This window comes from Nonomuraea rhodomycinica, from assembly GCF_013363995.1.
Classification (GTDB): domain Bacteria; phylum Actinomycetota; class Actinomycetes; order Streptosporangiales; family Streptosporangiaceae; genus Nonomuraea; species Nonomuraea rhodomycinica.
The window spans coordinates 154,770-177,069 of the sequence record NZ_JABWGO010000008.1; the positions used below are offsets into that span (position 1 = coordinate 154,770).

The 22,300-nt window shown below is 70.9% G+C and carries 25 protein-coding genes; 10 read left to right on the forward strand and 15 right to left on the reverse strand.

Annotation, left to right across the window (positions count from 1 at the left end):
• The first annotated feature begins 110 nt into the window (after nucleotides 1-110).
• On the forward strand, nucleotides 111-959 hold the full coding sequence (locus tag HT134_RS28870; RefSeq protein WP_175603610.1) for an oxidoreductase: 849 nt from the start codon (nucleotides 111-113) through the stop codon (nucleotides 957-959).
• A 34-nt stretch (nucleotides 960-993) separates the two neighbouring features.
• Here HT134_RS28870 and HT134_RS28875 read toward each other — a convergent pair whose 3' ends face one another.
• Nucleotides 994-1,401, reverse strand: a complete 408-nt coding sequence (locus HT134_RS28875; RefSeq protein ID WP_217708512.1) for a cytidine deaminase family protein — start codon at nucleotides 1,399-1,401, stop codon at nucleotides 994-996.
• 93 nt (nucleotides 1,402-1,494) lie between these two features.
• On the opposite strand from HT134_RS28875, the gene HT134_RS28880 reads away from it, so the two are divergent.
• Nucleotides 1,495-2,040 (forward strand): AAA family ATPase, encoded by a 546-nt coding sequence (locus HT134_RS28880; protein ID WP_175603611.1) that lies wholly within the window; start codon nucleotides 1,495-1,497, stop codon nucleotides 2,038-2,040.
• Nucleotides 2,041-2,060: 20 nt separating this feature from the next.
• Here HT134_RS28880 and HT134_RS28885 read toward each other — a convergent pair whose 3' ends face one another.
• The 5 genes from HT134_RS28885 to HT134_RS28905 all read right to left on the reverse strand — a co-directional run bounded on the left by HT134_RS28885 (nucleotide 2,061) and on the right by HT134_RS28905 (nucleotide 4,962).
• Nucleotides 2,061-2,804: an alpha/beta fold hydrolase gene (locus tag HT134_RS28885; protein ID WP_376768116.1), complete on the reverse strand. Its 744-nt coding sequence runs from the start codon at nucleotides 2,802-2,804 to the stop codon at nucleotides 2,061-2,063.
• Nucleotides 2,805-2,894: 90 nt separating this feature from the next.
• Nucleotides 2,895-3,449 (reverse strand): GNAT family N-acetyltransferase, encoded by a 555-nt coding sequence (locus HT134_RS28890; protein ID WP_175603612.1) that lies wholly within the window; start codon nucleotides 3,447-3,449, stop codon nucleotides 2,895-2,897.
• Between the two features lie 62 nt (nucleotides 3,450-3,511).
• On the reverse strand, nucleotides 3,512-4,120 hold the full coding sequence (locus HT134_RS28895; RefSeq protein WP_175603613.1) for an NAD(P)-dependent oxidoreductase: 609 nt from the start codon (nucleotides 4,118-4,120) through the stop codon (nucleotides 3,512-3,514).
• Nucleotides 4,117-4,479, reverse strand: coding sequence for a nuclear transport factor 2 family protein (locus HT134_RS28900; protein ID WP_175603614.1), 363 nt, complete (start codon nucleotides 4,477-4,479; stop codon nucleotides 4,117-4,119). Before HT134_RS28900 ends, HT134_RS28895 begins: the two co-directional genes overlap by 4 nt.
• Before the next feature lie 9 nt (nucleotides 4,480-4,488).
• Nucleotides 4,489-4,962, reverse strand: coding sequence for an anthrone oxygenase family protein (locus tag HT134_RS28905; RefSeq protein ID WP_175603615.1), 474 nt, complete (start codon nucleotides 4,960-4,962; stop codon nucleotides 4,489-4,491).
• Between the two features lie 235 nt (nucleotides 4,963-5,197).
• On the opposite strand from HT134_RS28905, the gene HT134_RS28910 reads away from it, so the two are divergent.
• Entirely contained in the window at nucleotides 5,198-6,736 is a 1,539-nt protein-coding gene (locus tag HT134_RS28910; protein ID WP_312888514.1) for an aldehyde dehydrogenase family protein, read from the forward strand.
• A 226-nt stretch (nucleotides 6,737-6,962) separates the two neighbouring features.
• Here the strand turns inward: HT134_RS28910 and glnII are convergent, their stop codons facing one another.
• On the reverse strand, nucleotides 6,963-7,982 hold the full coding sequence (gene glnII, locus HT134_RS28915) for a glutamine synthetase (protein WP_175603617.1): 1,020 nt from the start codon (nucleotides 7,980-7,982) through the stop codon (nucleotides 6,963-6,965).
• Nucleotides 7,983-8,135: 153 nt separating this feature from the next.
• Here glnII and HT134_RS28920 point away from each other — a divergent pair, with 153 nt between their 5' ends.
• Nucleotides 8,136-8,708: a hemerythrin domain-containing protein gene (locus HT134_RS28920; RefSeq protein ID WP_175603618.1), complete on the forward strand. Its 573-nt coding sequence runs from the start codon at nucleotides 8,136-8,138 to the stop codon at nucleotides 8,706-8,708.
• A gap of 32 nt (nucleotides 8,709-8,740) precedes the next feature.
• Here the strand turns inward: HT134_RS28920 and HT134_RS28925 are convergent, their stop codons facing one another.
• Both HT134_RS28925 and HT134_RS28930 read right to left on the reverse strand, forming a co-directional pair.
• Nucleotides 8,741-11,824 (reverse strand): AAA family ATPase, encoded by a 3,084-nt coding sequence (locus HT134_RS28925; RefSeq protein ID WP_217708513.1) that lies wholly within the window; start codon nucleotides 11,822-11,824, stop codon nucleotides 8,741-8,743.
• Nucleotides 11,825-11,835: 11 nt separating this feature from the next.
• Nucleotides 11,836-12,516, reverse strand: a complete 681-nt coding sequence (locus HT134_RS28930) for a hypothetical protein (protein WP_175603619.1) — start codon at nucleotides 12,514-12,516, stop codon at nucleotides 11,836-11,838.
• 254 nt (nucleotides 12,517-12,770) lie between these two features.
• Here HT134_RS28930 and HT134_RS28935 point away from each other — a divergent pair, with 254 nt between their 5' ends.
• Nucleotides 12,771-13,094 carry a carboxymuconolactone decarboxylase family protein gene (locus HT134_RS28935; protein WP_175603620.1) on the forward strand — a complete coding sequence of 108 codons (324 nt, stop codon included), beginning with the start codon at nucleotides 12,771-12,773 and terminating at the stop codon, nucleotides 13,092-13,094.
• Between the two features lie 21 nt (nucleotides 13,095-13,115).
• On the opposite strand, the gene HT134_RS28940 is transcribed toward HT134_RS28935, so the two are convergent.
• Nucleotides 13,116-14,234, reverse strand: coding sequence for a ferritin-like domain-containing protein (locus HT134_RS28940; protein ID WP_175603621.1), 1,119 nt, complete (start codon nucleotides 14,232-14,234; stop codon nucleotides 13,116-13,118).
• A gap of 82 nt (nucleotides 14,235-14,316) precedes the next feature.
• Between HT134_RS28940 and HT134_RS28945 the strand changes: the two genes are divergently transcribed.
• Entirely contained in the window at nucleotides 14,317-14,967 is a 651-nt protein-coding gene (locus tag HT134_RS28945; protein ID WP_175603622.1) for a TetR/AcrR family transcriptional regulator, read from the forward strand.
• A gap of 73 nt (nucleotides 14,968-15,040) precedes the next feature.
• On the opposite strand, the gene HT134_RS48170 is transcribed toward HT134_RS28945, so the two are convergent.
• Nucleotides 15,041-15,592 carry an aggregation-promoting factor C-terminal-like domain-containing protein gene (locus tag HT134_RS48170; RefSeq protein ID WP_246365704.1) on the reverse strand — a complete coding sequence of 184 codons (552 nt, stop codon included), beginning with the start codon at nucleotides 15,590-15,592 and terminating at the stop codon, nucleotides 15,041-15,043.
• 339 nt (nucleotides 15,593-15,931) lie between these two features.
• Nucleotides 15,932-16,336, reverse strand: a complete 405-nt coding sequence (locus tag HT134_RS46080) for an aggregation-promoting factor C-terminal-like domain-containing protein (RefSeq protein ID WP_376768117.1) — start codon at nucleotides 16,334-16,336, stop codon at nucleotides 15,932-15,934.
• 233 nt (nucleotides 16,337-16,569) lie between these two features.
• Here HT134_RS46080 and HT134_RS28960 point away from each other — a divergent pair, with 233 nt between their 5' ends.
• The 3 genes from HT134_RS28960 (at nucleotide 16,570) to HT134_RS28970 (ending at nucleotide 18,440) form a co-directional block, all read left to right on the forward strand.
• Complete coding sequence (locus HT134_RS28960) at nucleotides 16,570-17,055, forward strand: glutathione peroxidase (RefSeq protein WP_175603623.1); 486 nt, start codon at nucleotides 16,570-16,572, stop codon at nucleotides 17,053-17,055.
• Between the two features lie 216 nt (nucleotides 17,056-17,271).
• On the forward strand, nucleotides 17,272-17,919 hold the full coding sequence (locus tag HT134_RS28965; RefSeq protein WP_175603624.1) for a hypothetical protein: 648 nt from the start codon (nucleotides 17,272-17,274) through the stop codon (nucleotides 17,917-17,919).
• Nucleotides 17,916-18,440 carry a DUF4265 domain-containing protein gene (locus HT134_RS28970; protein ID WP_175603625.1) on the forward strand — a complete coding sequence of 175 codons (525 nt, stop codon included), beginning with the start codon at nucleotides 17,916-17,918 and terminating at the stop codon, nucleotides 18,438-18,440. Before HT134_RS28965 ends, HT134_RS28970 begins: the two co-directional genes overlap by 4 nt.
• Nucleotides 18,441-18,584: 144 nt before the next feature.
• Here HT134_RS28970 and HT134_RS28975 read toward each other — a convergent pair whose 3' ends face one another.
• Complete coding sequence (locus HT134_RS28975; RefSeq protein ID WP_175603626.1) at nucleotides 18,585-18,947, reverse strand: winged helix-turn-helix transcriptional regulator; 363 nt, start codon at nucleotides 18,945-18,947, stop codon at nucleotides 18,585-18,587.
• Nucleotides 18,948-19,147: 200 nt separating this feature from the next.
• On the opposite strand from HT134_RS28975, the gene HT134_RS28980 reads away from it, so the two are divergent.
• On the forward strand, nucleotides 19,148-20,290 hold the full coding sequence (locus HT134_RS28980; protein ID WP_175603627.1) for an FAD-dependent oxidoreductase: 1,143 nt from the start codon (nucleotides 19,148-19,150) through the stop codon (nucleotides 20,288-20,290).
• Here HT134_RS28980 and HT134_RS28985 read toward each other — a convergent pair.
• Nucleotides 20,284-20,958, reverse strand: coding sequence for a response regulator (locus HT134_RS28985; protein WP_175603628.1), 675 nt, complete (start codon nucleotides 20,956-20,958; stop codon nucleotides 20,284-20,286). The genes HT134_RS28980 and HT134_RS28985 overlap by 7 nt on opposite strands.
• A complete protein-coding gene (locus HT134_RS28990) occupies nucleotides 20,955-22,292 on the reverse strand; it encodes a sensor histidine kinase (RefSeq protein WP_175603629.1) in 1,338 nt (445 codons plus the stop codon). The genes HT134_RS28985 and HT134_RS28990 overlap by 4 nt, the downstream gene beginning before the upstream one ends.
• Nucleotides 22,293-22,300: the final 8 nt, after the last annotated feature.

Sequence of the window (22,300 nt, forward strand, 5' to 3'; positions counted from 1 at the left end):
CCGGCCGGCTGGGATCGGTGACAGCCGATGAAGAGACCTCTGTCTCATTTTCGTGGCAATTGCCGCTATAAGCGCTACATTGATGAGGCAGTTAGAGAGAGGGAACACCCATGGCCAAGACATGGCTCATCACCGGAGCGTCACGCGGCTTCGGACGCCACCTCACCGAAGCCGTCCTCGAGGCAGGCGACCAGGTCATCGCCACCGCACGCGATCCCAGGCAACTCGACGACCTGGTGGTCCGCCACGGCGACCGGATGCGAGCGGTCGCACTCGACGTCACCGACGCCGCCGCGGCCGCCCGAGCGGCCAAGGAGGCCACCGACGCCTTCGGCAGCCTCGACGTGGTCGTCAACAACGCCGGCTACGGCAACAGCGCGCCGATCGAAGAGATGGCCGAAGACGACTTCCGCGCCCAGATCGAAACCAACCTCTTCGGCGTCGTGAACGTCACGCGGGCCGCCCTGCCCGTCCTGCGCGCCCAGCGATCAGGGGTCTTCGTCCAGTTCTCCTCCATCGGAGGACGCGTCGGCGGCACTCCCGGCATGGGCGCCTACCAGACCGCGAAGTTCGCCGTCGAAGGCTTCTCCGAAGTCCTCGCCAGCGAAGTCGCACCCTTCGGCGTCAAGGTCATCATCGTCGAGCCGGGCGCGTTCCGTACCGACTGGCAGGGCTCCTCCATGGAGATCCACCCCGTCGGCCCGGACTACGAGCAGACCGTGGGCGCCATCCACCGCTACCGGCACGACACCGACGGCACCCAGCCCGGCGACCCCGCCCGCGCCGCCAGGATCATCATCGACGTCGTCCGCGACGACGACCCGCCCCGGCGACTCCTTCTCGGCAGCGACGCCGTCGCCTCCGCCCAGAAGGCCGCCGAGATCCGCGCCGCGGAAACCGAGAAATGGGCCGATGTGAGCCGCTCGGCCGACTACCCCACCGCAGGAAGCCCTCGATGAATCCCAGAACCAGCAAGCCCGCGGGGCGATACACCTAGATGGCGGCGGGCCACTCGTGGTACGGGAGCATCTCCCTGAGCGGCACGGAACGCTCACGGCCCAGAACCACCTCGGCCTCCAGGTTCGCCGGGTCGATCTGCCGGATGAACTCGCGACAGCGTCCGCACGGCGGCAGCACGTGGAGGGCGCCCTCCTCGCTGCGCCGTACCGCCACGATCCGGGCGATGCGGTACTCTCCGGCGGTGACCATGGCGGCGATGGCCGCGTGCTCCGCGCAGAAGCCCATGCCGCAGGGCGTGTCGATGCACACGCCGGAGTAGAGGGTGCCCTGGGCGGTGACCAGGGTCGAGGCCACCTGACCGGAGGCCATGTCACCCGATTCGCGCGGGTTGAGCACCGCCTGGGCCGAGGCGATCAGGTCGTCGTTCGAGATCATGGCCATGCGACGGACCGTACCGCCCCTTCCGGCGTGACGGCATCGCGTTTTCCGCCCGTGAGTCCGAGCAGACGCGACACACCAGAGGTGGTGATCCACATGAACACGCCCGACGACCTCGTCGTGATCACCGGCGGGCCCGGCGCCGGCAAGACCACGCTGATCGAGGCCCTGCGCGCCGCCGGTCACGCCTGCGTCGCCGAGGCGGGCCGGGCGATCATCCGCGATCAGGCCGCGATCGGCGGCCGGGCCCTGCACGAGGGCGACACGGCGCTGTTCGCCGAGGTCATGCTGGCCTGGGAGATGCGCTCGCACCACGAGGCGCGCGCCCTGGCCGGCCCGGTGTTCTTCGACCGGGGCGTCCCCGACGTGGTCGGCTACCACCTCCTGCTGGGCCGTCCCGTCCCGCCGCACGTGTCGGCCGCCGCCGGTCTCTTCCGCTACCACCGCCGCGTGTTCGCCGCCCCGCCGTGGCCCGAGATCTACACCCACGACGCCGAACGCCGCCAGGACCTCGACGAGGCGGAGCGGACGCACGACGCCATGGTGGAGGCGTACGGGCGGCACGGGTACGAGGTGATCCCCCTGCCCAGGGCGGACGTCGCCGCCCGCGTCGCCTTCGTCCTGGAGCGCCTGCGCCGCTGAGGAGCGGCGCCGGCGCCGGCTCAACGCGCCTCGACGAAGGCGAGCAGGTCGTCGTTGAGCTGGTCACGGTGGCTGACGAACAGGCCGTGGCCGGCGGTCGGGTACTCGTGGTAGAGGGCGCCGGGGATCATCTTGGCGGTACGGCGGCCGGTGACGTCGATGGGCGCGGAGAAGTCGGCGGCGCCGTGGACGACCAGCGTGGGGACCTTGATCTCGGGCAGGGTGGCCCGGTGGTCGAAGTTCACCACGTTGCGCTGGGCCTGGCGCACCGCCCACGGCGAGGTCTCCAGGCACTGGCGCATGGTGAAGTCGACCTGCGCCGGGGAGACGTCGTTGCCCAGGTGGGTGGCGAAGAACGCCTGGGCCTGCCGGGCCAGCCACTTGGGCCGGTCGGCGTCCATCGCGGCCATCGACGCGTCCAGCAGGGCGCCGGGGATCCCCTCGGGGTTGTCGTCGGTCTGCCGCATGAACGGCAGCATGGCCGAGATGAGCGCGATCCGCGCGACCCGCTCGTCGCCGTGCCGGGCGAGGTACCGGGCGATCTCGGCGCCGCCCATCGAGTGGCCCACGAGAATCACGTCGCGCAGGTCGAGCAGCTCGATCAGCACGGCCAGGTCGTCGGCCGCGGTGTCCATGTCGTAGCCGGTGCTGGGACGGTCGGAACGGCCGTGGCCGCGCCGGTCCAGGGCGATGCACTGATGAGACAAGTCTGGCGTGGGGAGGTAGGGGTGCCAATTACGTACCAGGTAAGCGCCCTTGACCACTAAGAGCCCGCCCGACGAGCCGGCCTCGACGCCATGAAGATCGGAATTCTCGGAACGGGCAACGTCGGACGGGCGCTGGATCGTCTTCGATCAACAGCCGTGAGCAGCGGCGTCGCCGAGAGCGATCCAGTAACGGCGCTTGACCCCGATCTCCGTGGCGCGCACGTCCTCCAGGACACCGCCGTTGCGTTCGATCGTGCGCGCCGAGCCGACGTTGCCGTCGTCACAGGTGAGAAGGACGCGGTCCAGGCCGAGCGCCGGCGCCTTCCGCAGAACCGCTCCCAACGCCCACGTGGCCAGGCCCCGCCTTCTGGCGGAAGGCCGGATGCTGTAACCGATGTTTCCGCCGCCTTCCAGCAGAAAGGCGTTCAGGTAGTGGCGTAGGTCGATGGCTCCGAGGTAGGTCTCGCCGTCGGCGATCCACCAGTGGGTGGCGTGGACGTGACCCTCCCCCATGGGCAGCGACCGGTCCGACTGCCGACGCAGCCGTTCGACCCACGAGGCGAACCCTTCCGGACTGTCGAGGTCGTCGTCCGCGACCAGGCGCAGGCCCGCCCCGTCCTGGTGAGCGCCGGGCCGCCACTCGCCACGCGCCGCCAGCCAGGAGGAATGCAGCCGTGCCGTTGGAGCGATCAGTTCTGCCATGCGAGGGACGATAACAGCCACTCTTCCTCCCTGATCAGCGGATTTCCCGGCCTTCGCGGGGCTCAGCGTCCGTGGACGTTGACGGCCACGCCGCTCAGGTGCGGCTCCTGGGCGATGTCCAGCAGAGTGCCGGCAGCGTCCGCCCGGGTCAGGGCGCGCGGCCTGGCCAGCAGCTCGCGGCGGATCACGACCGCCCCGGTGGCGGGCCGGTCGGTGAGCCGGGTCAGCCGGGCGACGGTCCAGTCGAGGTCGCTGGCGCTCACGGCCCGCTCCAGGTCGCGGGCGTCGGCGTACGGGGTGGCCAGCAGGCGGCGCAGCAGCCACATCAGCGGGTACGGCCGGCGGGCGACGATCGGATAGGGCGTGGTGACCACGAGCCTCCGCACTCCGGTCTCGGCCATGGCCCGGATGACGGTGCGGGTGGCCTCGGCCGCGCGGTGCGGGTCGTCGCGGTCACCGCCGTTGATGATGGAGATCACCGCGTCCGCGCCCGCGACGGCCGCACGCATCTTCTCCAGGTCGCGGCCGTCACCCTCCACGACGGCGTACGGCTCGGCCGGCAGGCCGGCGGCGTCGCGGGTGAAGGCGGTGACGCGATGGCCGCGCCGCAGGGCCTCGGCCAGGACGTGGCGTCCGGTGCGGCCCGTGGAGCCGACGAGAGTCAGGTTCATGGGGTCACGGTCCTGGTGAGGGAGTCGACGCGGCGCACCCGCCCGTCGGGGGCGAGCTGGGCGAACAGGTGGACCTCGATCCGCAGGGCCTTGTCCTTCCTGGTCCGGACGGTCATGGTGTAGCGGGCGGCGGCCCGGTCGCCGTCGATCAGCGTCTCGTGTACCTCGACGTCCAGCTCGCGGGCGTTCTTGCGGGCCGGGGCGGCGTGGTCGATCAGCCGCCGGCGGTCGAAGATGACGCCGTCGGCGCGGTACTCGAGGTCCGGCGTGTGGTAGCGGTCCACGATCGTGGCGGGGTCCTCCTGGCTGAAGGCCAGCTCGTACGGCAATCGCGTCAGGAAGGCGTGGAAGTCGGGCATCAGACCACCTCAGGCAGTGGCGGGACGGGGGACGACGGCGGCGGCGACGATCAGCACGAATGCGGCCAACGCCGTCAGGGTGCGCAGGGTGTGGAACAGTTCCCAGCGCTGGAAGACCTCGGCGTAGCCGGCCGGGACCGGGCCGGCGGCCCACTTCCGGAAGGACGCGTGCAGCGGAACGTTGCCGAACAGAGTGATCAGCAAGGAGAGCACCGCCAGCGCGCCGGCACCGAGCGCCAGCCGGCGCGTCCACGCGCGCCCGGCGACCGCCAGGCCGAAGGTGGTGACGACGGCCAGCGCCATCGCGCTCTGCATGACCGGCTCGTTGACCTTCATCATCGTGGTGTGGAAGGTCAGGCGCACCTCCAGCGGAACGGCGCCGAACGTCGGGATCACGTTGGCCGCGCCGTACCCGAACGCCCCCGCGAGCAGCCCGGTGGCGAGCAACGCCGCGCCGTGGATGTACCTGACTGGGGTCCTCATGACCGGTAATCGTCGGCCATCCGCCGCTCCGAGGCGTCCCCGTGGGAGGTCATTCGTCCCTACCACACCGGGATCAACGACCGGCCCGCGACTGCGACGCCGGGAGTACTCACGACTACGACATCACCGGGACGAGCTGGTCCCGGCGTACGGGAGCAGGCGCGGGAGCGCCATGAGGTTGGGTTTTTTGCGGCGGGATGATTGTCTGACCGTAGGAACTATGAGGAGGGCACCGGTGACCCGTCAGATCGTCTCCGTCGTGGGTGGCAAGGACGCCGCCAGCGCGAGCACGTACCAGTCGACCAACCCCGCGCGCACCCGTGAGGTGGTCGCGAGCGTCGGGATGGCGGACGCCGACACGTTCGCCGCCGCCTGCCGCACCGCCAAGGAGGCCCAGCGCGAGTGGGCCAAGGTGCCCGCGCCGGTGCGCGGCCGGGTGATCGCGTCCATCGGGCGGCTGGTCGAGGCGAACGCCGAGAGCCTGGCCCGGCTGGTCACCGAGGAGATCGGCAAGCCGTACGCGGAGGCGCTGGGCGAGGTGCGGGAGATCGTCGACACGTGCGACTTCTTCCTCGGCGAGGGGCGGCGGCTGTACGGGCAGACGGTGCCGTCGGAGATGCCGGACAAGAACCTGTTCACCTTCCGCAACCCGGTCGGCGTGGCGGCGGTGATCACGGCGGGGAACTTCCCGGTCGCCGTGCCGTCCTGGTACCTGGTGCCGGCGCTGCTGTGCGGCAACGCCGTGGTGTGGAAGCCGGCCGAGTACGCCGCCGCGTCCGGGCACGCCCTGTACCGGCTGTTCGCCGCGGCCGGGCTGCCGGACGGCGTGCTCAACGTGGTGTTCGCCGACGGCGCCGAGACGTTCCGGGGCCTTGAGCGGGCGCTGGAGGAGGGCACGGTGCACAAGGTCGGGTTCACCGGCTCCAGCGAGGTCGGGCGGAAGGTCGGCGAGCTGGCCGGACGGCACCTGCAGTCGGCGTGCCTGGAGCTGGGCGGCAAGAACCCCATGGTGATCATGCCGGACGCCGATCTGGAGCTGGCCGTCGAGGGGGCGCTGTTCTCCGGGTTCGGCACGGCCGGCCAGCGCTGCACGAGCCTCGGCACGGTGATCGTGCACGAGAGCGTCCACGACGAGTTCCTGCGGCGCTTCGCCGAGGCCGTGCGCGCGGCGCGGATCGGCGAGCCGGACCAGGACGTGCTGGCGGGCCCGCTGCTCGACCAGAAGTTCGCCGACCGGTACGAGGAGTACCTGACCTGGATCCAGCCCCACCACCGGGTCGTCTCGGGCCCGACGGGGCGCGTCACCGAGGACAGCCCGCGCCAGGACTTCACCGGCGAGGGCGGGCTGTACTACCACCCGGTCGTGGTCGACGGGGTGCGGCCGGACGACCGGCTGTTCCTGGAGGAGACGTTCGGGCCGATCGTCGGCGTGACGACGTTCCGGACCCTGGACGAGGCGATCGAGCTGGCCAACCTGCCCGGGTACGGCCTGTCCAGCTCCATCTACACGACCGACGCCCGCAACGCCTTCCGCTTCCGTGAGGGCGTCTCGGCCGGCATGGTCAGCGTCAACAACTCCACGTCGGGGGCGGAGGCGCACCTGCCGTTCGGCGGCAACGGCAAGTCGGGCAACGGCAGCCGGCAGTCCGGCATGTGGGTGCTGGACCAGTTCACCCGCTGGCAGGCCATGAACTGGGACCACTCGGGCCGCCTGCAGAAGGCGCAGATGGACGTCGCCGACATCACGCCGGACCTCGACTTCCGTCTCCCGTAGCACGAACACGGCAATACGGCGCCTCAGGTGGACAATCCTGCCGCCGGAAGCCAAGAAAGCCACTCCGCCGGCCGGCGTTCGCCTGCCGGCGGAGCGGCGTCGTGCCAGGATGGGCGTACCCCGGTTACGGAACGGCTCCGAACGGCGACGGTGCGCAGCCGGGAAACACGGGAACGCGGGCCCCATCGGGGGTGCCCGCGTTCCCTCAGCCGTCAGCGGCTGACGCTCAGACGAGGCCGGCCTTCTCCAGCGCCGCGCAGCAGGTGTTCACCAGCAGGCGGGTGACCACGTACGGGTCGACGTTGGCGTTGGGGCGGCGGTCCTCGATGTAGCCCTTCTTGTCCACCTCGACCTGCCACGGGATGCGGACGGAGGCGCCGCGGTTGGACACGCCGTAGGTGTACTTGTTCCACGGGGCGGTCTCGTGGTGGCCGGTCAGGCGCAGCTCGATGTCGGCGCCGTACTGGGTCACGTGCTCCATCGGCTTGTCGCCCTCGCCGAGGGCCTCGCACGCGGCGATGATCGCGTCGTAGTTCTCGCGCATCGCCTTGGTGGAGAAGTTGGTGTGGGCGCCGGCGCCGTTCCAGTCGCCGCGGGCGGGCTTGGCGTCGAGGGTGGCCTCCACGCCGAACTCCTCGGCGGTCCGGTAGAGCAGGTAGCGGGCGACCCACAGGTGGTCGGAGACCTCGAGGGGGCCGGCCGGGCCGACCTGGAACTCCCACTGGCCGGGCATGACCTCGGCGTTGATGCCGGAGATCGCCAGGCCGGCGGCGAGGCAGCGGTCGAGGTGCAGCTCGACGATCTCGCGGCCGAACACGGCCTCGGCGCCGACGCCGCAGTAGTAGTGGCCCTGCGGCGCGGGGAAGCCGCCCTCGGGGAAGCCGAGCGGGCGGCTGCCCTTGAAGAAGGTGTACTCCTGCTCGATGCCGAACCAGGAGTCCTGGTCGGCGAACTGCTCGGCGATCGGGCGCAGCAGGGCGCGGGTGTTGCTCTTGTGCGCGGTGCCGTCGATCTCCTCGACCTCGCACAGCACGAGGATGTCGGCACCGCCGCGGATCGGGTCCGGGCAGGTGAACACCGGGCGCAGCACCCGGTCGGAGGAGTGGCCCTCGGCCTGGTTGGTGCTGGAGCCGTCGAATCCCCACACGGGCGGCTCGGCGCCGTCGGCAAGGATCTTGGTCTTCGAGCGCAGCAGAGCGGTGGGCTCGGTGCCGTCGATCCAGATGTACTCAGCCTTGTAGCTCACGAACGGTCCTTTCGGGGTCTCTCTCAGCCACGCCGAGTCTTCCGGACGGCCGTTTCCCGGTTTTTGCCCGAATGTGAACGTCGTGTTAATCAGCACCGGTCCGTACGTTCCGCTGTGCGGATCGTGCGATCATGTCGGGCTGGAGGTTCCCCCATGCACATCCACCATGAAGCCGCGACGACGGAGCTCGACGAGGCGGCCCGGCCGCACGCGCCCAGGACCGACCCGGCGGAGCTCACCCCCGAGGAGCGCCGGCTCGGGCAGCACCTGGCCGCCGTCCACGACGGCTACCGGCACGAGATGCGGCAGGTGGTGACGGCGGTCGAGCAGGTGGCGGCGGGCACGCTCGACCCCGAGGCGCTGCGCTCGCAGATCAACCGGCTCACCATGCGGCAGAACCACTGGACGCTGGGCGCGTTCTGCGCCTCGTTCTGCCGGCTGGTGACGATCCACCACACCATCGAGGACGAGAACCTGTTCCCCGCCATCGCGGAGCGCGACCCGGCGCTGGCGCCGGTGGTGGCCAAGCTCACCCAGGAGCACGAGGTCATCGCGGGACTGCTGACGGCGCTCGACGAGGCGTGCGTGCGGCTGGTGGCCGGGTCCGCCGAGGTGGACGAGGTCAGGGCCCGGGCCGTGCGGCTGGCCGAGGTCCTGTCGTCGCACTTCGCGTACGAGGAGGAGGAGCTGGCCGGGCCGATCGGCCGGCTGCGGATCCAGATCTGACCCGCCTCACCGGCCGACCGGCCCGCCGCCGCTCAGGCGACGCGGCCCTCCCCTCCGTGCCTGCCGTCGTAGCCGAGCAGCCGCATCGCGGTGTCCGGGTCCATGGCGGCGGCCAGGAGCTGCGCGCGGGCGTGCGCCTCGTCGCGTTCGCGCTCGGCCTTGACCTGGGCCGCGCGCATGCCGCGGACCGCGACGAGCGCCAGCCCGATGCCGACGATCACCGCGACCACGATGACGAACACGATCAGCAGCAGCCCCGGCGAGGCGACTCCCGCCCCCTGACCGGCGCCGGTGGACGGCGCCACTCCGGTCAGGGCCAGGCCGACGAGCAGCACGAGCGTCACCAGGGCGAGCAGGCTCATGACCGGCACCCAGCCCCGGCCGCGCGGGCCGCGCGCGTGGGAGGCCACGACCGCTTCGGTGGTGACGGCCTCGGCGGCGGGTCCGGCTTGCGGGAGCGGCGCGCCGTAACCGGGTGCGGCGCCGTGACCGGGCGCGGCGCCGTGACCGGGTACGGCGCCGTGACCGGGCGCGGCCGGGTGGCGGGACGGCGCGGGCGATGCCACGGGGCCGGTCCCGGGGACGACGGCCGTTCCGGTCTCCGGCGCCCACGGCACGAACTCCGGCCGCCCGTCACCCCCTGCCCCCGGTGACGCCACCACCGCGGACGTCCCGACGGCGGAGGGCTCGGCCGCGGGGGGCTCGGCCGTGGTGACCTGCACGATCTCCCCGGTGACCACCTCACCGGCGGGCGGCGGCCCGGCGGCCTCCGGCAGGTCCCGGTCGATGCGGCTGTGCTCCTGGTGCGCCCGCGCCGCCTCCCGGTGATACGCCTCCAGCTCCTCGTACAGCTCGTCCGAGGCGTAGACGGCGCCGTCGATGATCGGCCCGGGCCGCCGCTGGATGACGGCCACCACGTCGTCGCCGTTGAGCGTCTTGTGCGTCTCCAGGGCGTGCGCCACGCACAGCACGTCGCGCCGGTGCTCCTCCAGCAGCCGCTCGGTCCGCTCCAGCAGCCGTACGAGGTTGAACTCGATCCGCTCCCCCAGCACGTCGGGCGTCAGCTCGGCCTGTCCCTGGAGGGGCGGCTTGCCGGCGATGCCGACGGGACCGCCGCCGCGCCGGGGCATCGCCTTGCCGCCCATGATCTCCAGCTCCTGGAGGGCGGGCAGCGAGGTGACGCCGGAGCCCATGCCCCAGTGCGACTCCATGAGCGCGGTCAGGTAGGTCGCCGAGTGCAGGTCGCCGGACACGCCGGAGGAGTTGTCCTCGCCGAAGAACATCCGCTCGCCCGCCAGGGACGCGAGGGAGACCATGATGTCGGCCTCGTACTCGGACTTCCAGCGGGTGAACTGGTCCTCCGGCTTGATGGAGGCCACCATGCCGAGGTAGTCGGCGCCCTTCTCGATGGTGGCGATGTCGATCTCCAGGTGGAAGCGGGTGACGTAGGCGACGACGGCGTGGCACGCCTCGTGGACGGCGACCGCGTGCCGTTCCCGCTCGATGTACTCGACGTCCTCGGGCGGCCCGAGCTGCTTGAGCCGCTTGGCGCGCAGCACGTCGGACCAGGTGATGACCTCGCGCCCGTCGCGGATGGCGGTGATCAGCGACTCGTTGACCAGGTCCTTGATGGTGGCGCCGGTGGCGTACGGGGTGATGGTGGCGAGCTTGTCGATCTGCTCGGCGGTGAGCTCGTGCTCGACCTTGTCGAAGTAGCCCTGGTAGGTGCGCAGCCGTCCGGCCTTGGACGGGTAGCCGACCTTGTAGATGCGGTCGATGCGGCCGGGCCGCAGCAGCGCCTCGTCGAGCGCGTCGGGCCGGTTGGTGGCCATCATGACGAGGATGCGGTACTTGGGCGGCGGCTTGGGCCGCATGCCGAGCAGCCGCCGGACGAGGCGGTTGAAGAACCCGCGCGGCTTCTTGAGCCCCGACAGCTCGGTGAGCAGCGCCTGGAGGGTGCCGGGGTCGCCGCCGTTCATGCCGCCGCCCATGATGAAGCGGTCGCGGGCGCCGGGCTCCTCCGGCTCGCGGGCGCGCCGGAAGGCCAGCGCCGAGCGGGTCTCCTCCGACAGGTAGCCGAGGCCGTGGCAGCCGTGCGCGCCGGAGAACGCCGACCAGCCGCCGCCCTGGCCGGGCGGCCCCTGCACGGCGAGCCGGCCGCGCTTGCCGAGCGAGTCGGCCTCGTCGAAGAAGACGATCACGCCGCCGTAGCGCAGGGCGAGCTTGCGCAGCTTGCGGAAGAGCGTCTTGACCTTGAGGATGCCGATGCCCATGAACATGTTGGTGAACGCGCCGGGGTCCACGAACACGTACGGCTTGCCGGTCTCCCCCGCGACTGCCTCGGCCATGAGCGTCTTGCCGGTGCCGGGCGGCCCCCACAGCAGCAGGCCGCTGGGCACGTAGCCGCCGCGCTGCTCGATCTCGCCGGGCCGTTCGAGGAAGACGATGTTCTCGCGGACCCGCTCGACGACGTGGTCCTGGCCCCAGACGTCGGCGAAGCGGGTCTTGATGTCGTCGGGGAAGTACGTCTCGACGCCGCCGCGCGACAGGAACCAGAACATGCCGACGAACTGGATGATGACCACGAAGAACAGGAAGACGATCTGGAAGAGGAACGGCAGCGCCTGGAACAGCAGCGCGGGGGCCCGGAACAGCGCCAGGAACGGGCTGGTCTCCAGCACCGCGCCGAGCACCAGCGCCACCAGCGCGCCCCAGAAGACCACCTTGACGGCCCGGGCGATCCGGTAGCGCGTCCAGTCGTCGAAGCGCCGCTGCGACCAGCGCTCGAGCCCGCCGAACACCCGGCGGCTCCAGAAGCCGTGGTAGCGGGAGGAGCGCTCGCTGACGAGGAAGTGGAGCTGGCGCAGGGCCTCCGCGCCGAGCAGCCAGAAGATCCACTGGTGCTCGTACGCGATGACCCGGACAGCCTCGGCGAAGCCGACGATGCCCTCGTAGTCGGCCATGGTCTTCCAGGAGAGCACGAGGAAGGCCAGGACCAGCCCGAGCAGGAACTTGCTCCGGTCCCAGAACGGCATCCGCTTCCTGGTGACGGAGTCGGGGTCGGCCGGCCCGCTGCCGGGCGCGCGCAGCCCCTCGTGGTGGGTGGTGGTGGTCAACTGTGCCCCCTCTAACCGGGCAGCCGGAGCAGTCGGAACGAGTCGGCGATCTTGTCGAACTCCGCGGAGCGGGCCCGGAAGCAGATCGCCTGGCAGCCGATGAGCATGACCGAGACGGTGTCGCCCCGCTCATCGAGGATGGCGGTGTGGTCGAAGGTCTGGATCTCCGTCCCGATCCGGTAGTTGAAGCGCACCCTGACGCCTCTGGCGCCCCGGTCCAGGGTGAGGACCTGGTCGCTGATCTCCTCGAAGCCGCTGAACAGCGGCTGCCTGCCGGAGGCGGCCGCCCGCGCCTGGTAAAGCTGGCGCACCCGCTCGGTCACCGGGAAGAGGAAGTCGCGCAACTGGTCGAGGGAGATGGTGTCGCGCTGCTCGTCGGTGAGCTGGTGGACGGTGGCGTAGAGGAAGGGGTCGGCGGAGCCGAGCAGGTGGGTGACGTCCGGCTGGGCCGACTGGTCGAAGGCGACCGACCAGACGCGCCGCGCGCGCTCGGCCTCGGCGAGGGAGCCGGGCTGGGTCCCGCTCAGGTACAGGTCGATGGGGTGTGCGTTGAGCTGGGCGAACGAGGAGGGCACCTTGAAGTAGGTGGTGCCGTCCCGGTCGCGCACGTAGGTGTACTCGGGCTGTCCGCACGCGGACAGCAGCATGAGGGCCGCGGCCATGAGCGCGACCCTGGCCCGTGCCGTTCTCACCGGGGGGTACCTCCGCTTTGCGGACCGACGCCGTTGTTGTGCCCGTTTTCAGGCTCGGTGAGCCGGATGTACGGTGAGAAATCTTGACCAAATCTTGGCCGGGCCTTGGCTTCAGTTGTTACAGACCAGGCAATGCCCCAGTCAGGGCGGCACCCTCCACGGTCACCGCCGTACAACGTTCGTGCAACCCCCCATTGGTTCCTCTCAGGAAGTGACGAAAGATATGAGGATCCCTCCGACTGGGGAGCACTCTCATGAAGGAACCGGTGATCGAGACCGTGGACTCCTACGGCATGACGGCTGAGCGTCAGTTCAGCGACCTGTGGGCCCGCGACGTGCTGTCGATGAGGGACCGCCGCCTGCTGCTGCTCGGCCTGCTGGTCGGGCAGGGCATCGACGACCAGGCCGAGATCCAGCTCGACGCCGCCCTGCGCACGAAGCTGCTGTCGGAGGGCGAGCTGCGCGAGGTCGTGGTGTTCGTGACCCACTACGCGGGGTGGTCGCGGGGGGCGAAGCTGAACGCGCAGGTGGAGGAGCTGATCGCCCGGGTGGCGGAGGACGACGCGGGCCCCGCCTGACCGCGGGGCCTCAGCCGGCCGTCAGGAGGTCGAGTCGCCGAGGACGATGGTCTCGGCGACCTCGGCGTGCCGCTCGGCCTCCTCCTCGGCGAAGCGCTGCTGGTCGAGCCGTTCGGCGATGTCCTCGTCCTGCTTCATCAGGGCCTCCAGCGACTGGCCGGCCATGTCGAGCACGCCCATGTCCGCGTACGCCTGCTGGAGCCGGGGGCTCCACAGCCCGATGTCCTTCACGCACGGGACGATGCGGCTGAACAGCAGCGAGCGGAATACCCGCAGGTACTCCGACCGGTCGGTGGCCTCCATGGCCTCGTCGACCTCGGCCTTGGACAGGCCCATGTACTCCCAGGTCTCCCGGCCGCGCAGGCGGTCGCGCATGAGGTAGCAGCCCTCGATGACGAAGTCCTCGCGCTCGCGCAGCTCGCTCTCCGACAGGTCGCGGTAGTAGTCGCGCAGCGCCATCCGGCCGAAGGCGACGTGCCGCGCCTCGTCCTGCATGACGTACGCGAGGATCTGCTTGGGCAGCGGCTTGGTGGTGAAGTCGCGCATCACGCCGAACGCGGCCAGGGCGAGCCCCTCGATGAGCACCTGCATGCCGAGGTACGGCATGTCCCAGCGGGAGTCGGTCAGCGTGCTGTCCAGCAGCGCCTTGAGGTGCTCGTTGATCGGGTAGGCCAGGCCGACCTTCTCCTGGAGGAAGCGGGCGTAGGTCTCGGCGTGGCGGGCCTCGTCCATGGTCTGGGTGGCGGCGTAGAACTTGGAGTCCAGGTCGGGGACGCTCTCGACGATCCTCGCCGAGCAGATCATGGCGCCCTGCTCGCCGTGCAGGAACTGGGAGAACTGCCAGGCGGCGCTGTGCCGGCGCACCTCGCGGCGCTGCGCCTCGTCCATCCGCTCCCACAGCGGGGTGCCGTGGATGGCGAGCGTCTCGTCGGGGACGCCGAGCACGTCGTACGGGTCCACCTCCAGGTCCCAGTCGATGCGCTTGGTGGAGTCCCACTGCTTGTCCTTGCCCTTCTGGTACAGGGCGAGCATCCGGTCCCGGCCGTCGTCGTACTCCCAGGTGAACCGGCTCTGCCCGGCCATGTCCAGGCTCCAGGTGCGCAGCTCGGGAGGGACTGTGTAGAGATCGTGCGTGGACATCGGACCTCCAAGGGGGGACGTACACCGTACGTACCCTTTCGAGGCTGGCACGTACACCGTACGTCCGTCAATAGAATGAGCTATGACCACGGAGCCCCTGTCCAGGGCGCGCATCGTCACCGCCGCGATCGACCTCATCGAGCGGGAGGGCGCCGACGCGGTGTCCATGCGGCGCATCGCGGCCGAGCTCGGCGTCGGCGTGATGTCCCTCTACAACCACGTGCCCAACAAGGACGCGCTGCTCAACGGCGTGGCCGAGGCCGTGCTCAGCGAGATCGAGTTCACCGACGACCCCGACGCCGACTGGACCGACCGGGTGCGGACCCAGGCGCGCGCCTTCCGGCAGATCGCGCACCACTACCCGCGCTGCACGATGCTCGTGGTCAGCCGCCAGCTCTCCTCCGCCGCCGGGCTGCTGCCGGTCGAGCGGGCGCTGGCCACGCTGCGCAGCGCCGGGTTCGACGGGCCCGACGCGGTGCGGGTGGTGCGGCTGTTCATCGCCTTCATCGTCGGCTCGCTGCTGCGGGAGGTGGGGGTGACGCCGACGTTCGCGCCCGTCCATCACCGGCACCTGGCCGGGGCCGAGGCCGTCGACCCGGCCCTGTTCCCGGAGGTGAGCGCCCTCGCGCCGCTGCTCGGGGCGTGCGACCACGACGCCGAGTTCGAGTTCGGGGTCGAGCTGCTCATCCAGGCGATCACCGTGCTCCACGCACGCGAGGAGGGCGCCCGCTGACACCGGGCGCCCTCCGGGCGGGGCAGCCGTCCCTTCCCCTGAACGGCTGCCGTCAAAGCCGGTCGCGCGACCGTCAATACCAGTTGTGCGATTGGAAGTGTCCCCAGGCGCCGCACGGGCGTCCGTATCTGCCCTTGATGTAGGCGAGTCCCCAGCGGATCTGCGTCGCCGGGTTGGAGCGCCAGTCGGCGCCGGCCCCGCTCATCTTGCCTCCGGGCAGGGCCTGCGGGATGCCGTACGCGCCGGATGAGCTGTTATAGGCGCGATGGTCCCAGTTGCTCTCCCGGGTCCAGAGGCTGTCCAGGCACCGGAACTCCTGGTAGGACCAGGATCTGCGGACCACCTGGTCCAGGGCGATCACCTTGTTCCTGCGCTTGGGCCGCAGGTCGGCGGCGCGGCGGCCGTTCATGAGCACGGTGGCGAGCCGCGGTCGGGCCGACGGGCTCCACGTGCCCATCCGGACGACCGGGGCGTGCCAGACGCCCTCGTGGACCACCGGCGGGCCGCTCTCGCGCCGGAGTGCTCCCGGATGCGAGTCGGCCCTGGCTGCCGCTGTGGTGGTGCCGAGCGCGACGACGGCTGCCGTCGCGGCCAGAGCGCTGTGAAGAGCGCGTTTGCTGTCCAATGCGATCCTTGCTGTCGGGTCGCGTGCGGACGGGCGCACCGGCCGGCCGGCCGCCCTGACGATCCGCGTCCGTGGCTCGGACGAGGACGGTCCGCGCGGCCGCTCCGGGTTCCTGTGACCGCCCGGTCGTGCTGGGCGGCCCGGAGGGCTCCGCGACGTTCCTCTAGCCGGTTTCTATTACGCTGCGTAATCGTCGGTCACGGACAGCGACACGCGACGGACAGGTGTTTGCGAGATCCTTCACGACCGATCGCCGTCTCGCTGGCTCCGCGTGGCGCGGCCCGGCGCCGGGATTGCGCCACCTTTACGGGAAACGAGGACGCCCGATAGCCGTGGGGATCAGTACCAGCCGGTGGACTCGGAGTGCGCCCACGCGCCGCACGGCGAGCCGTAGCGCTGCTTGATGTAGGACAGGCCCCACTTGATCTGCGTCCTGGGGTTCGTGCGCCAGTCGCTGCCCTTGGTGGCCATCTTGCTGCCGGGCAGCGCCTGGGGGATGCCGTACGCGCCGGACGAGCTGTTCTGGGCGCGGTGGTCCCAGCCGCTCTCGCGGCGCCAGAGCTTGACGAGGCACTTGAACTGGCCGTTCTTCGTCCAGCCGCGCTTGGCGGCCAGGTGCTTGGCGATGGCCTTGTTGTGCTTGCTGGCCGCCTGGGCGGTCTGCGCCTGCGCGGCCGTGGCCCCACCGGAGGTCACGAGGGCGGCGGAGAGGATCAGGATTCCGGCGCGGCGAAGCATGGGCATGGGTGGGGGTCCCTTTCGAACGGGGGTCGGGGAAGCGCCACCATGCCCGAATTGCGCCCTTTACCGCTAGTTGTCCATCTGTGCGTAGATCCGTAGCAAAGAGCGTAATATGCCCCTTATCAGGGCATTTGTAGCGAAATGTGAGGCTCGTCACACTTTCCGGCGATCACGTTTGGAGATCCGGAAGGCGGCCGACGGAGCTGATCGCGGAGGGAGGTCTATAGGGTCGGATCATGACCATTCGCGACATTCCTCTCCGCACCCTCGCGGGCTCCCCCACCACCCTCGGCGAGCTCGCCGGCGGCCAGACGCTCCTGATCGTGAACGTCGCCTCCAAGTGCGGCCTCACCCCGCAGTACGCCGGCCTGGTGGAGCTCCACCAGCGCTACGGCCCGCGCGGCTTCAGCGTCGTCGGCATGCCCTGCAACCAGTTCATGGGCCAGGAGCCGGGCTCGGCGGAGGAGATCCAGGAGTTCTGCTCGACGACGTACGGCGTGGACTTCCCGCTGCTGGAGAAGGCCGACGTCAACGGCCCGGACCGCCACCCGCTCTACGCCACCCTCACCGAGACTCCGGACGCGGACGGCGAGGCGGGGGACGTCCAGTGGAACTTCGAGAAGTTCCTGGTCTCGCGGGAGGGCGAGGTGATCGCCCGTTTCCGCCCCCGGACCACTCCGGAGGACCCGGCGATCGTGTCCGCCATCGAAAAGGCCCTGTAAAACACCCACCAAGGACGGCGACCCAAGGAAAACCCGGAGGCAAGAACGTCAAGACGGCGCCGGGGCCGCGGGCAGGACACCAAAGGCATGGCTCGCCTCCGGCCCCCGTACTCCGCGCCATGCGCTGGTGGATCAGCTCCCGGAGGACAAGGTGGCGCCGGTGATCGAGCCCGTGCGGAGCCTCCGGGGCACCGGCCGATGAGATAGCGTCCTCGCGTGAGCCTCAACCAAGTCGATGCTCCGGAGGAGCTCACACGTCGAGCTCGGTTCTTCGTGTCCGCGCACGCCTTGCGGTTCACCTCATGCGACGTCGACCAGAGCCGGAAGCGTTGGCTCGGACTGGGCATCCCCGCAACGGAGATCGACCGGGTGACCGCCTATGCGAGGCGATGGGGCGGGCTCGCGCTTCCTCCCGCTCCGCGCTACGACGGCGGTCCCAGGATCTTGAATCCTGACATTCCCGAGAGGACGCCGGCCGAAGGGTGGTTGTTCGAAGCAGGAGAGCCGCGAACGGCCGTTGCCTACAGCTTCATGATCGGCCCCCAGGGCGAATTCGGCCTCTACGGCTATCGATGGGCGCCTCTGCACTCGTCGGTTGAAGGCTGGGTGGAATCGTTGGCGTTGGCGTATCACGCGTCCACCCACGCGAAGTCGATCACCAAGGTCACCGGCCAGGACGTCGATGCTCTCCCGTTGGCGGGTTACGAGACGGTTCCCGAGGTCGCCGGGCTGGCGGACAACTGGTGGCGCGGCAGCGACTCCCTCGTGGCCGTCTACCGGGGAGAGGCGGAGTGCATGTCCGCACCTCACTGCCGGGTCGCCTACGTCTACTCAGGCTTGGAAGGGGCGATCATGTATGCATGACTTCGGCGGCTCCGACGGAACGCGTGCCGGCATCGCCAGACCTGATCAAGGTCTGGTTCCGATTCGTACCTAGAGAAGGCTGGCTCCCCTACGACACCGAAGGCCTCTGGGCCACGCGGCTGAGCGAGGACACCGCCCGCGTGGAGAACGCTCCCTTCCTTCAGGACGGACTCGCCGAAGGCGAAGTCGTGCGCTTCATCACCGATGCCGATGGTCTGCACTGGTCCACGGAGCGGGTGCAGGCATCCGGCAACTGCACCATCCGGGTCCTGCCGGTTCCGACGGGCCCCTTGGGGCGCAGTCCTCACGCCGTCCATGAGCATCTGGCCCCGTACGGTGTCAGCGGAGAAGTCTTCAGCCAGGAATTCCCCCTGATCGCCTACACCGTCCCGGCGGACGCGGACCTGAAGGAGATCAAGATGCTGCTGAGGCGAGGCCGGCAGGATGGCTGGTGGCACTTCGAGGAGGCATGCGTCACAGATGCCTGGCGCGATGCGCAACCACCGCCACACGGCCGATGAGTTCCGCCTCGTCCACATGTCGGCCAGGCGCCGCCGACAGAGGTGGGGCGGATTTTCAACCGCCCGTCGGGGCGGGGCCCGGCCGGCTGTGACAGCTCGCCCCCGCACGGGACATGCCCGTCCCGCTCTCCGCCGCGGCGCCCTCTAGCAGTCGCCGGCGAGCAGGTGCTCCTGGGCCCAGGCGGAGATCTGGGCGAGGGCCGGCATCAGCGCCTCGCCGCGTTCGGTCAGCGCGTACGACACCGCGACCGGCGGCCCCTCCTCGACCCGCCGCGTGATCAGGCCCGCGGCGGCCAGGTCGGCGAGGCGGTCGGACAGCACCGAGTCGGAGATCCCGTCGATGAAGCGCGACAGCTCGCGGAAGCCCGCCGGGCCCTCGCTCAGCGCGCCGAGGATGACGGCGTTCCAGCGCTTCCCCAGGAACACGAACGCGCGGGCGAGCGCGGCGTCGCCGCGTACGCACGCCTCGGACGTCACGCTGTGGCTCGGGTTGGGGGTCGCCGCCATGCTCCCACGCTAGCGCACGGGGCCGCCCGGCGGATGGTGACGATCCGGCTGCGAACACGGCCCTCCGAACGGCCCTCCAGCCACGCGGCGCTCACCCTGTCGCCAGGAAGAGGGGTCCCCATCGCGTTCACTAGGGGCTAGCGTGTAGCTTGTCACTACTAAATTAGTAGTGACTCTGATCCGCAAAGGCTGGACACGTCATGACCGACACCACATCCGCCGCCCGTCCCTCCGTCGTCGTCCTCGGGGGCGGGTACGGGGGCGTCAGCGTCGCCAAGACGCTCGACGACGTCGCCGACGTCACCCTCGTCGACCCCACCGAGGGCTTCGTGCACAACGTCGCCGCGCTGCGCTCGCTGGTGCAGCCCGACTTCGTCGACCGCATCTACCTTCCGTACGAGCGCCTGCTCGTGCACGGCCGGTTCGTCCGCGACCGCGCCGTACGGGTCGACGGGCGGCGGGTCGAGCTGGAGTCCGGCGGCGTCCTCGAACCCGACTACCTCGTCCTCGCCACCGGCTCCTCGTACCCGTTCCCGGCCAAGAACGACGAGCCCGACCTCGACGCCGCCAAGGCCCGACACCGGGCGGCCCACGAGGAGCTGGCCGGCGCCGGGCGGGTGCTCATCGTGGGCGCGGGCCCGACCGGGCTGGAGCTGGCCGGGGAGATCAAGGCGTTCGCGCCGGACAAGCACGTCGTCATCACCGACATCGCCGACGACGTCCTGGCCGGCCCGTTCGTCCAGGAACTGCGTGACGAGCTACGCCGTCAGCTCACCGAGCTGGGCGTCGAGCTGCGGCTCGGCGTCAAGCTGCGGGAACTGCCCAGCGCGCCGCCCGCCACGCGCGGGACCGTCCGCGTGACGACGACGGAGGGCGACGAGATCGCCGCCGACATCTGGTACCGCGCGTTCGGCGTCAAACTGCACACCGAGTACCTCGACGGCGGGTCGCTCGCGGGGGTGCGCGACGAGCGCGGTTACGTCCGCGTCGATCCGCGGATGCGGGTGGAGGGCGAGACACGCGTCTTCGCCCTCGGAGACATCACGAACGCCGACCGCGACGTGGCCGCGGCCGCCGGCCGCCAGGCGGAGGTGGTGGCCGGCAACATCCGCGCGCTGATCACCGGCGAGGGGGAGCCGCTGGAGTACGCGACGATCGGGTCGCTCATCGCGGTGCCGCTCGGGCCGGAGGGCGGCTCCGGCTTCTTCGGCGACGGCGGCATCGCGACACCGGAGATGGTCGCGCAGCTCAAGGGGCGCGACATGATGGTCGACCGCCACGCCGCCCTGTTCGGCACGGCCCCGGACGACGCCCCGGCCCAGGCCCCGGCCGGAGCTCAGTAGCCGGACGGGCGGACCAGGCCCACCTCGTAGGCGAAGACCGCCGCCTGGGTGCGGTCGCGCAGGCCCAGCTTGACCAGGATCCGGCTCACGTGGGTCTTCACGGTCTGCTCCGCCACCACCAGGCTCGCGGCGATCTCCGCGTTCGACAGCCCCTGCGCGATCAGGGCCAGGACCTCGGTCTCGCGCTCCGTCAGGTCGCCCACCCGCTCCTTCAGCGGGACGCGGGGCGCATCGGCGATGCGGGAGAACTCCGCGATGAGCCGCTTGGTGATGTTCGGCGCCAGCAGGGCGTCGCCGGCCGCCACCACGCGCACCGCGTGCGCCAGCTCGGCCGCCGAGGCGTCCTTCAGCAGGAACCCGGACGCGCCCGCGCGCAGCGCCTCGTAGACGTACTCGTCGAGGTCGAACGTGGTCAGCACCAGGACCTTGGCGCTGACGCCGCCGAGCCGGGTGATGCGGCGGGTCGCCTCGATGCCGCCGAGCTCGGGCATCCGGATGTCCATGAGGACGACGTCCGGGACCAGCCGCTCCGTGACGGCGACGGCCTCCAGGCCGTTCACGGCCTGGCCGACGACCTCGATGCCGGGCTCGGCGCCGAGCAGCACCGTGAAGCCCTGGCGCACCATCATCTGGTCGTCGGCGATCACTACGCGGATGGGGGTCGTCATGGGGTGCTGTCCTCGCGGGGATCGGGCTGCCGGGCAGGTACGGGTGCGGGAAGGATGGCGGTCACCTCGAAGCCGCCGCCGGGCGCCGGGCCCGCGACCAGCTCGCCGCCCAGCATGGCCGTGCGCTCCCGCATGCCCAGCAGCCCGTGCCCGGGGCCGTGCGCGGGCGGAGCGGGACGTGTGGGCTCGGTGTTGGCCACCCGGATCGCCAGGGCGGCGGGCAGGTAGCCGATCCCCACCCGCACCCGCGCCCCGGGCGCGTGCCGCAGCACGTTGCTGAGCGCCTGCTGGATGATGCGGAACGCCGACAGCTCCACGCCGGGCGACAGCGGCCGGGGCTCGCCGGCGGTCTCCACGGTGACGGCCAGCCCGGCCCCGCGGACGTTGCCGATCAGCTCCTCCAGCCGGTCGAGGGTGGGCTGCGGGCTGTGGCGCAGGCCGTCGGCCTCGGCGTCCTCCGAGCGCAGCACCCCGAGGATCCGCCGCAGCTCGGTCAGCGCCTCGACGGCGTTCTCGCGGATGCCCGCGAGGCTCTCCGTCAGCTCCGGGGGCGGGTTCTCCACCAGGTGGGGGGCCACCTGAGCCTGGATGGAGATCACCGACATGTGGTGGGCGACCACGTCGTGCAGCTCGCGGGCGATCCGGTTGCGGGTCTCCAGCACTGCGCGGCGCGCGCGCTCGTCGGCGGTGAGCACCTCCTGCTCGACCAGGCGGGCACGGGCCACGCGGCGGCCGCGTAACGCGGCGCCCGTCACGGTCGCGACCAGGAAGACCGGCAGGGCGACCACGGGGTCGCCCGATGCCGGCGGCATGCGCGAGAACGCCACATACGCCACCGCCACCAGGATGGTGATCGTCAGCGTCTCGGCCGCCACCCGGGGCCGCACTCTGAGCGCGACCAGGAACAGCACCCCGGCCTCCAGGGCCATCCCGGTACCGGTCCAGGACCAGGCGTGCGGGAGCCACTCGACGATGGACACCGCCGGATCCGGCATGTCGGGCGGCGGAGGCAGGCCGGGCAGCGTGGTCACCCGTGGATCGGTGGGCGACGAACCGACGATCATGACGCCGATGGACGCCCACCACGCCATCATCGGGCGGAACATCGCCACGACGAGCACCGCCGCGTGGACCCAGGCCAGCGCCGCGAAGACCGGGTACTCGGGGTACGCCCGGCCGGTGAGGGCGAGCACGACGGCGTACACCACCACCAGCGTGTGCGGCAGCCGCGCCAGCAGCCGCGACCCGGTCCGGCGCGGCAGCGGGTCGGCGGCGATCGTCCAGAGGTCCGCGCGCAGGGTGCGCGCCAGCTCCGCCACCCGGTTCACGCCCATGCCGCCCT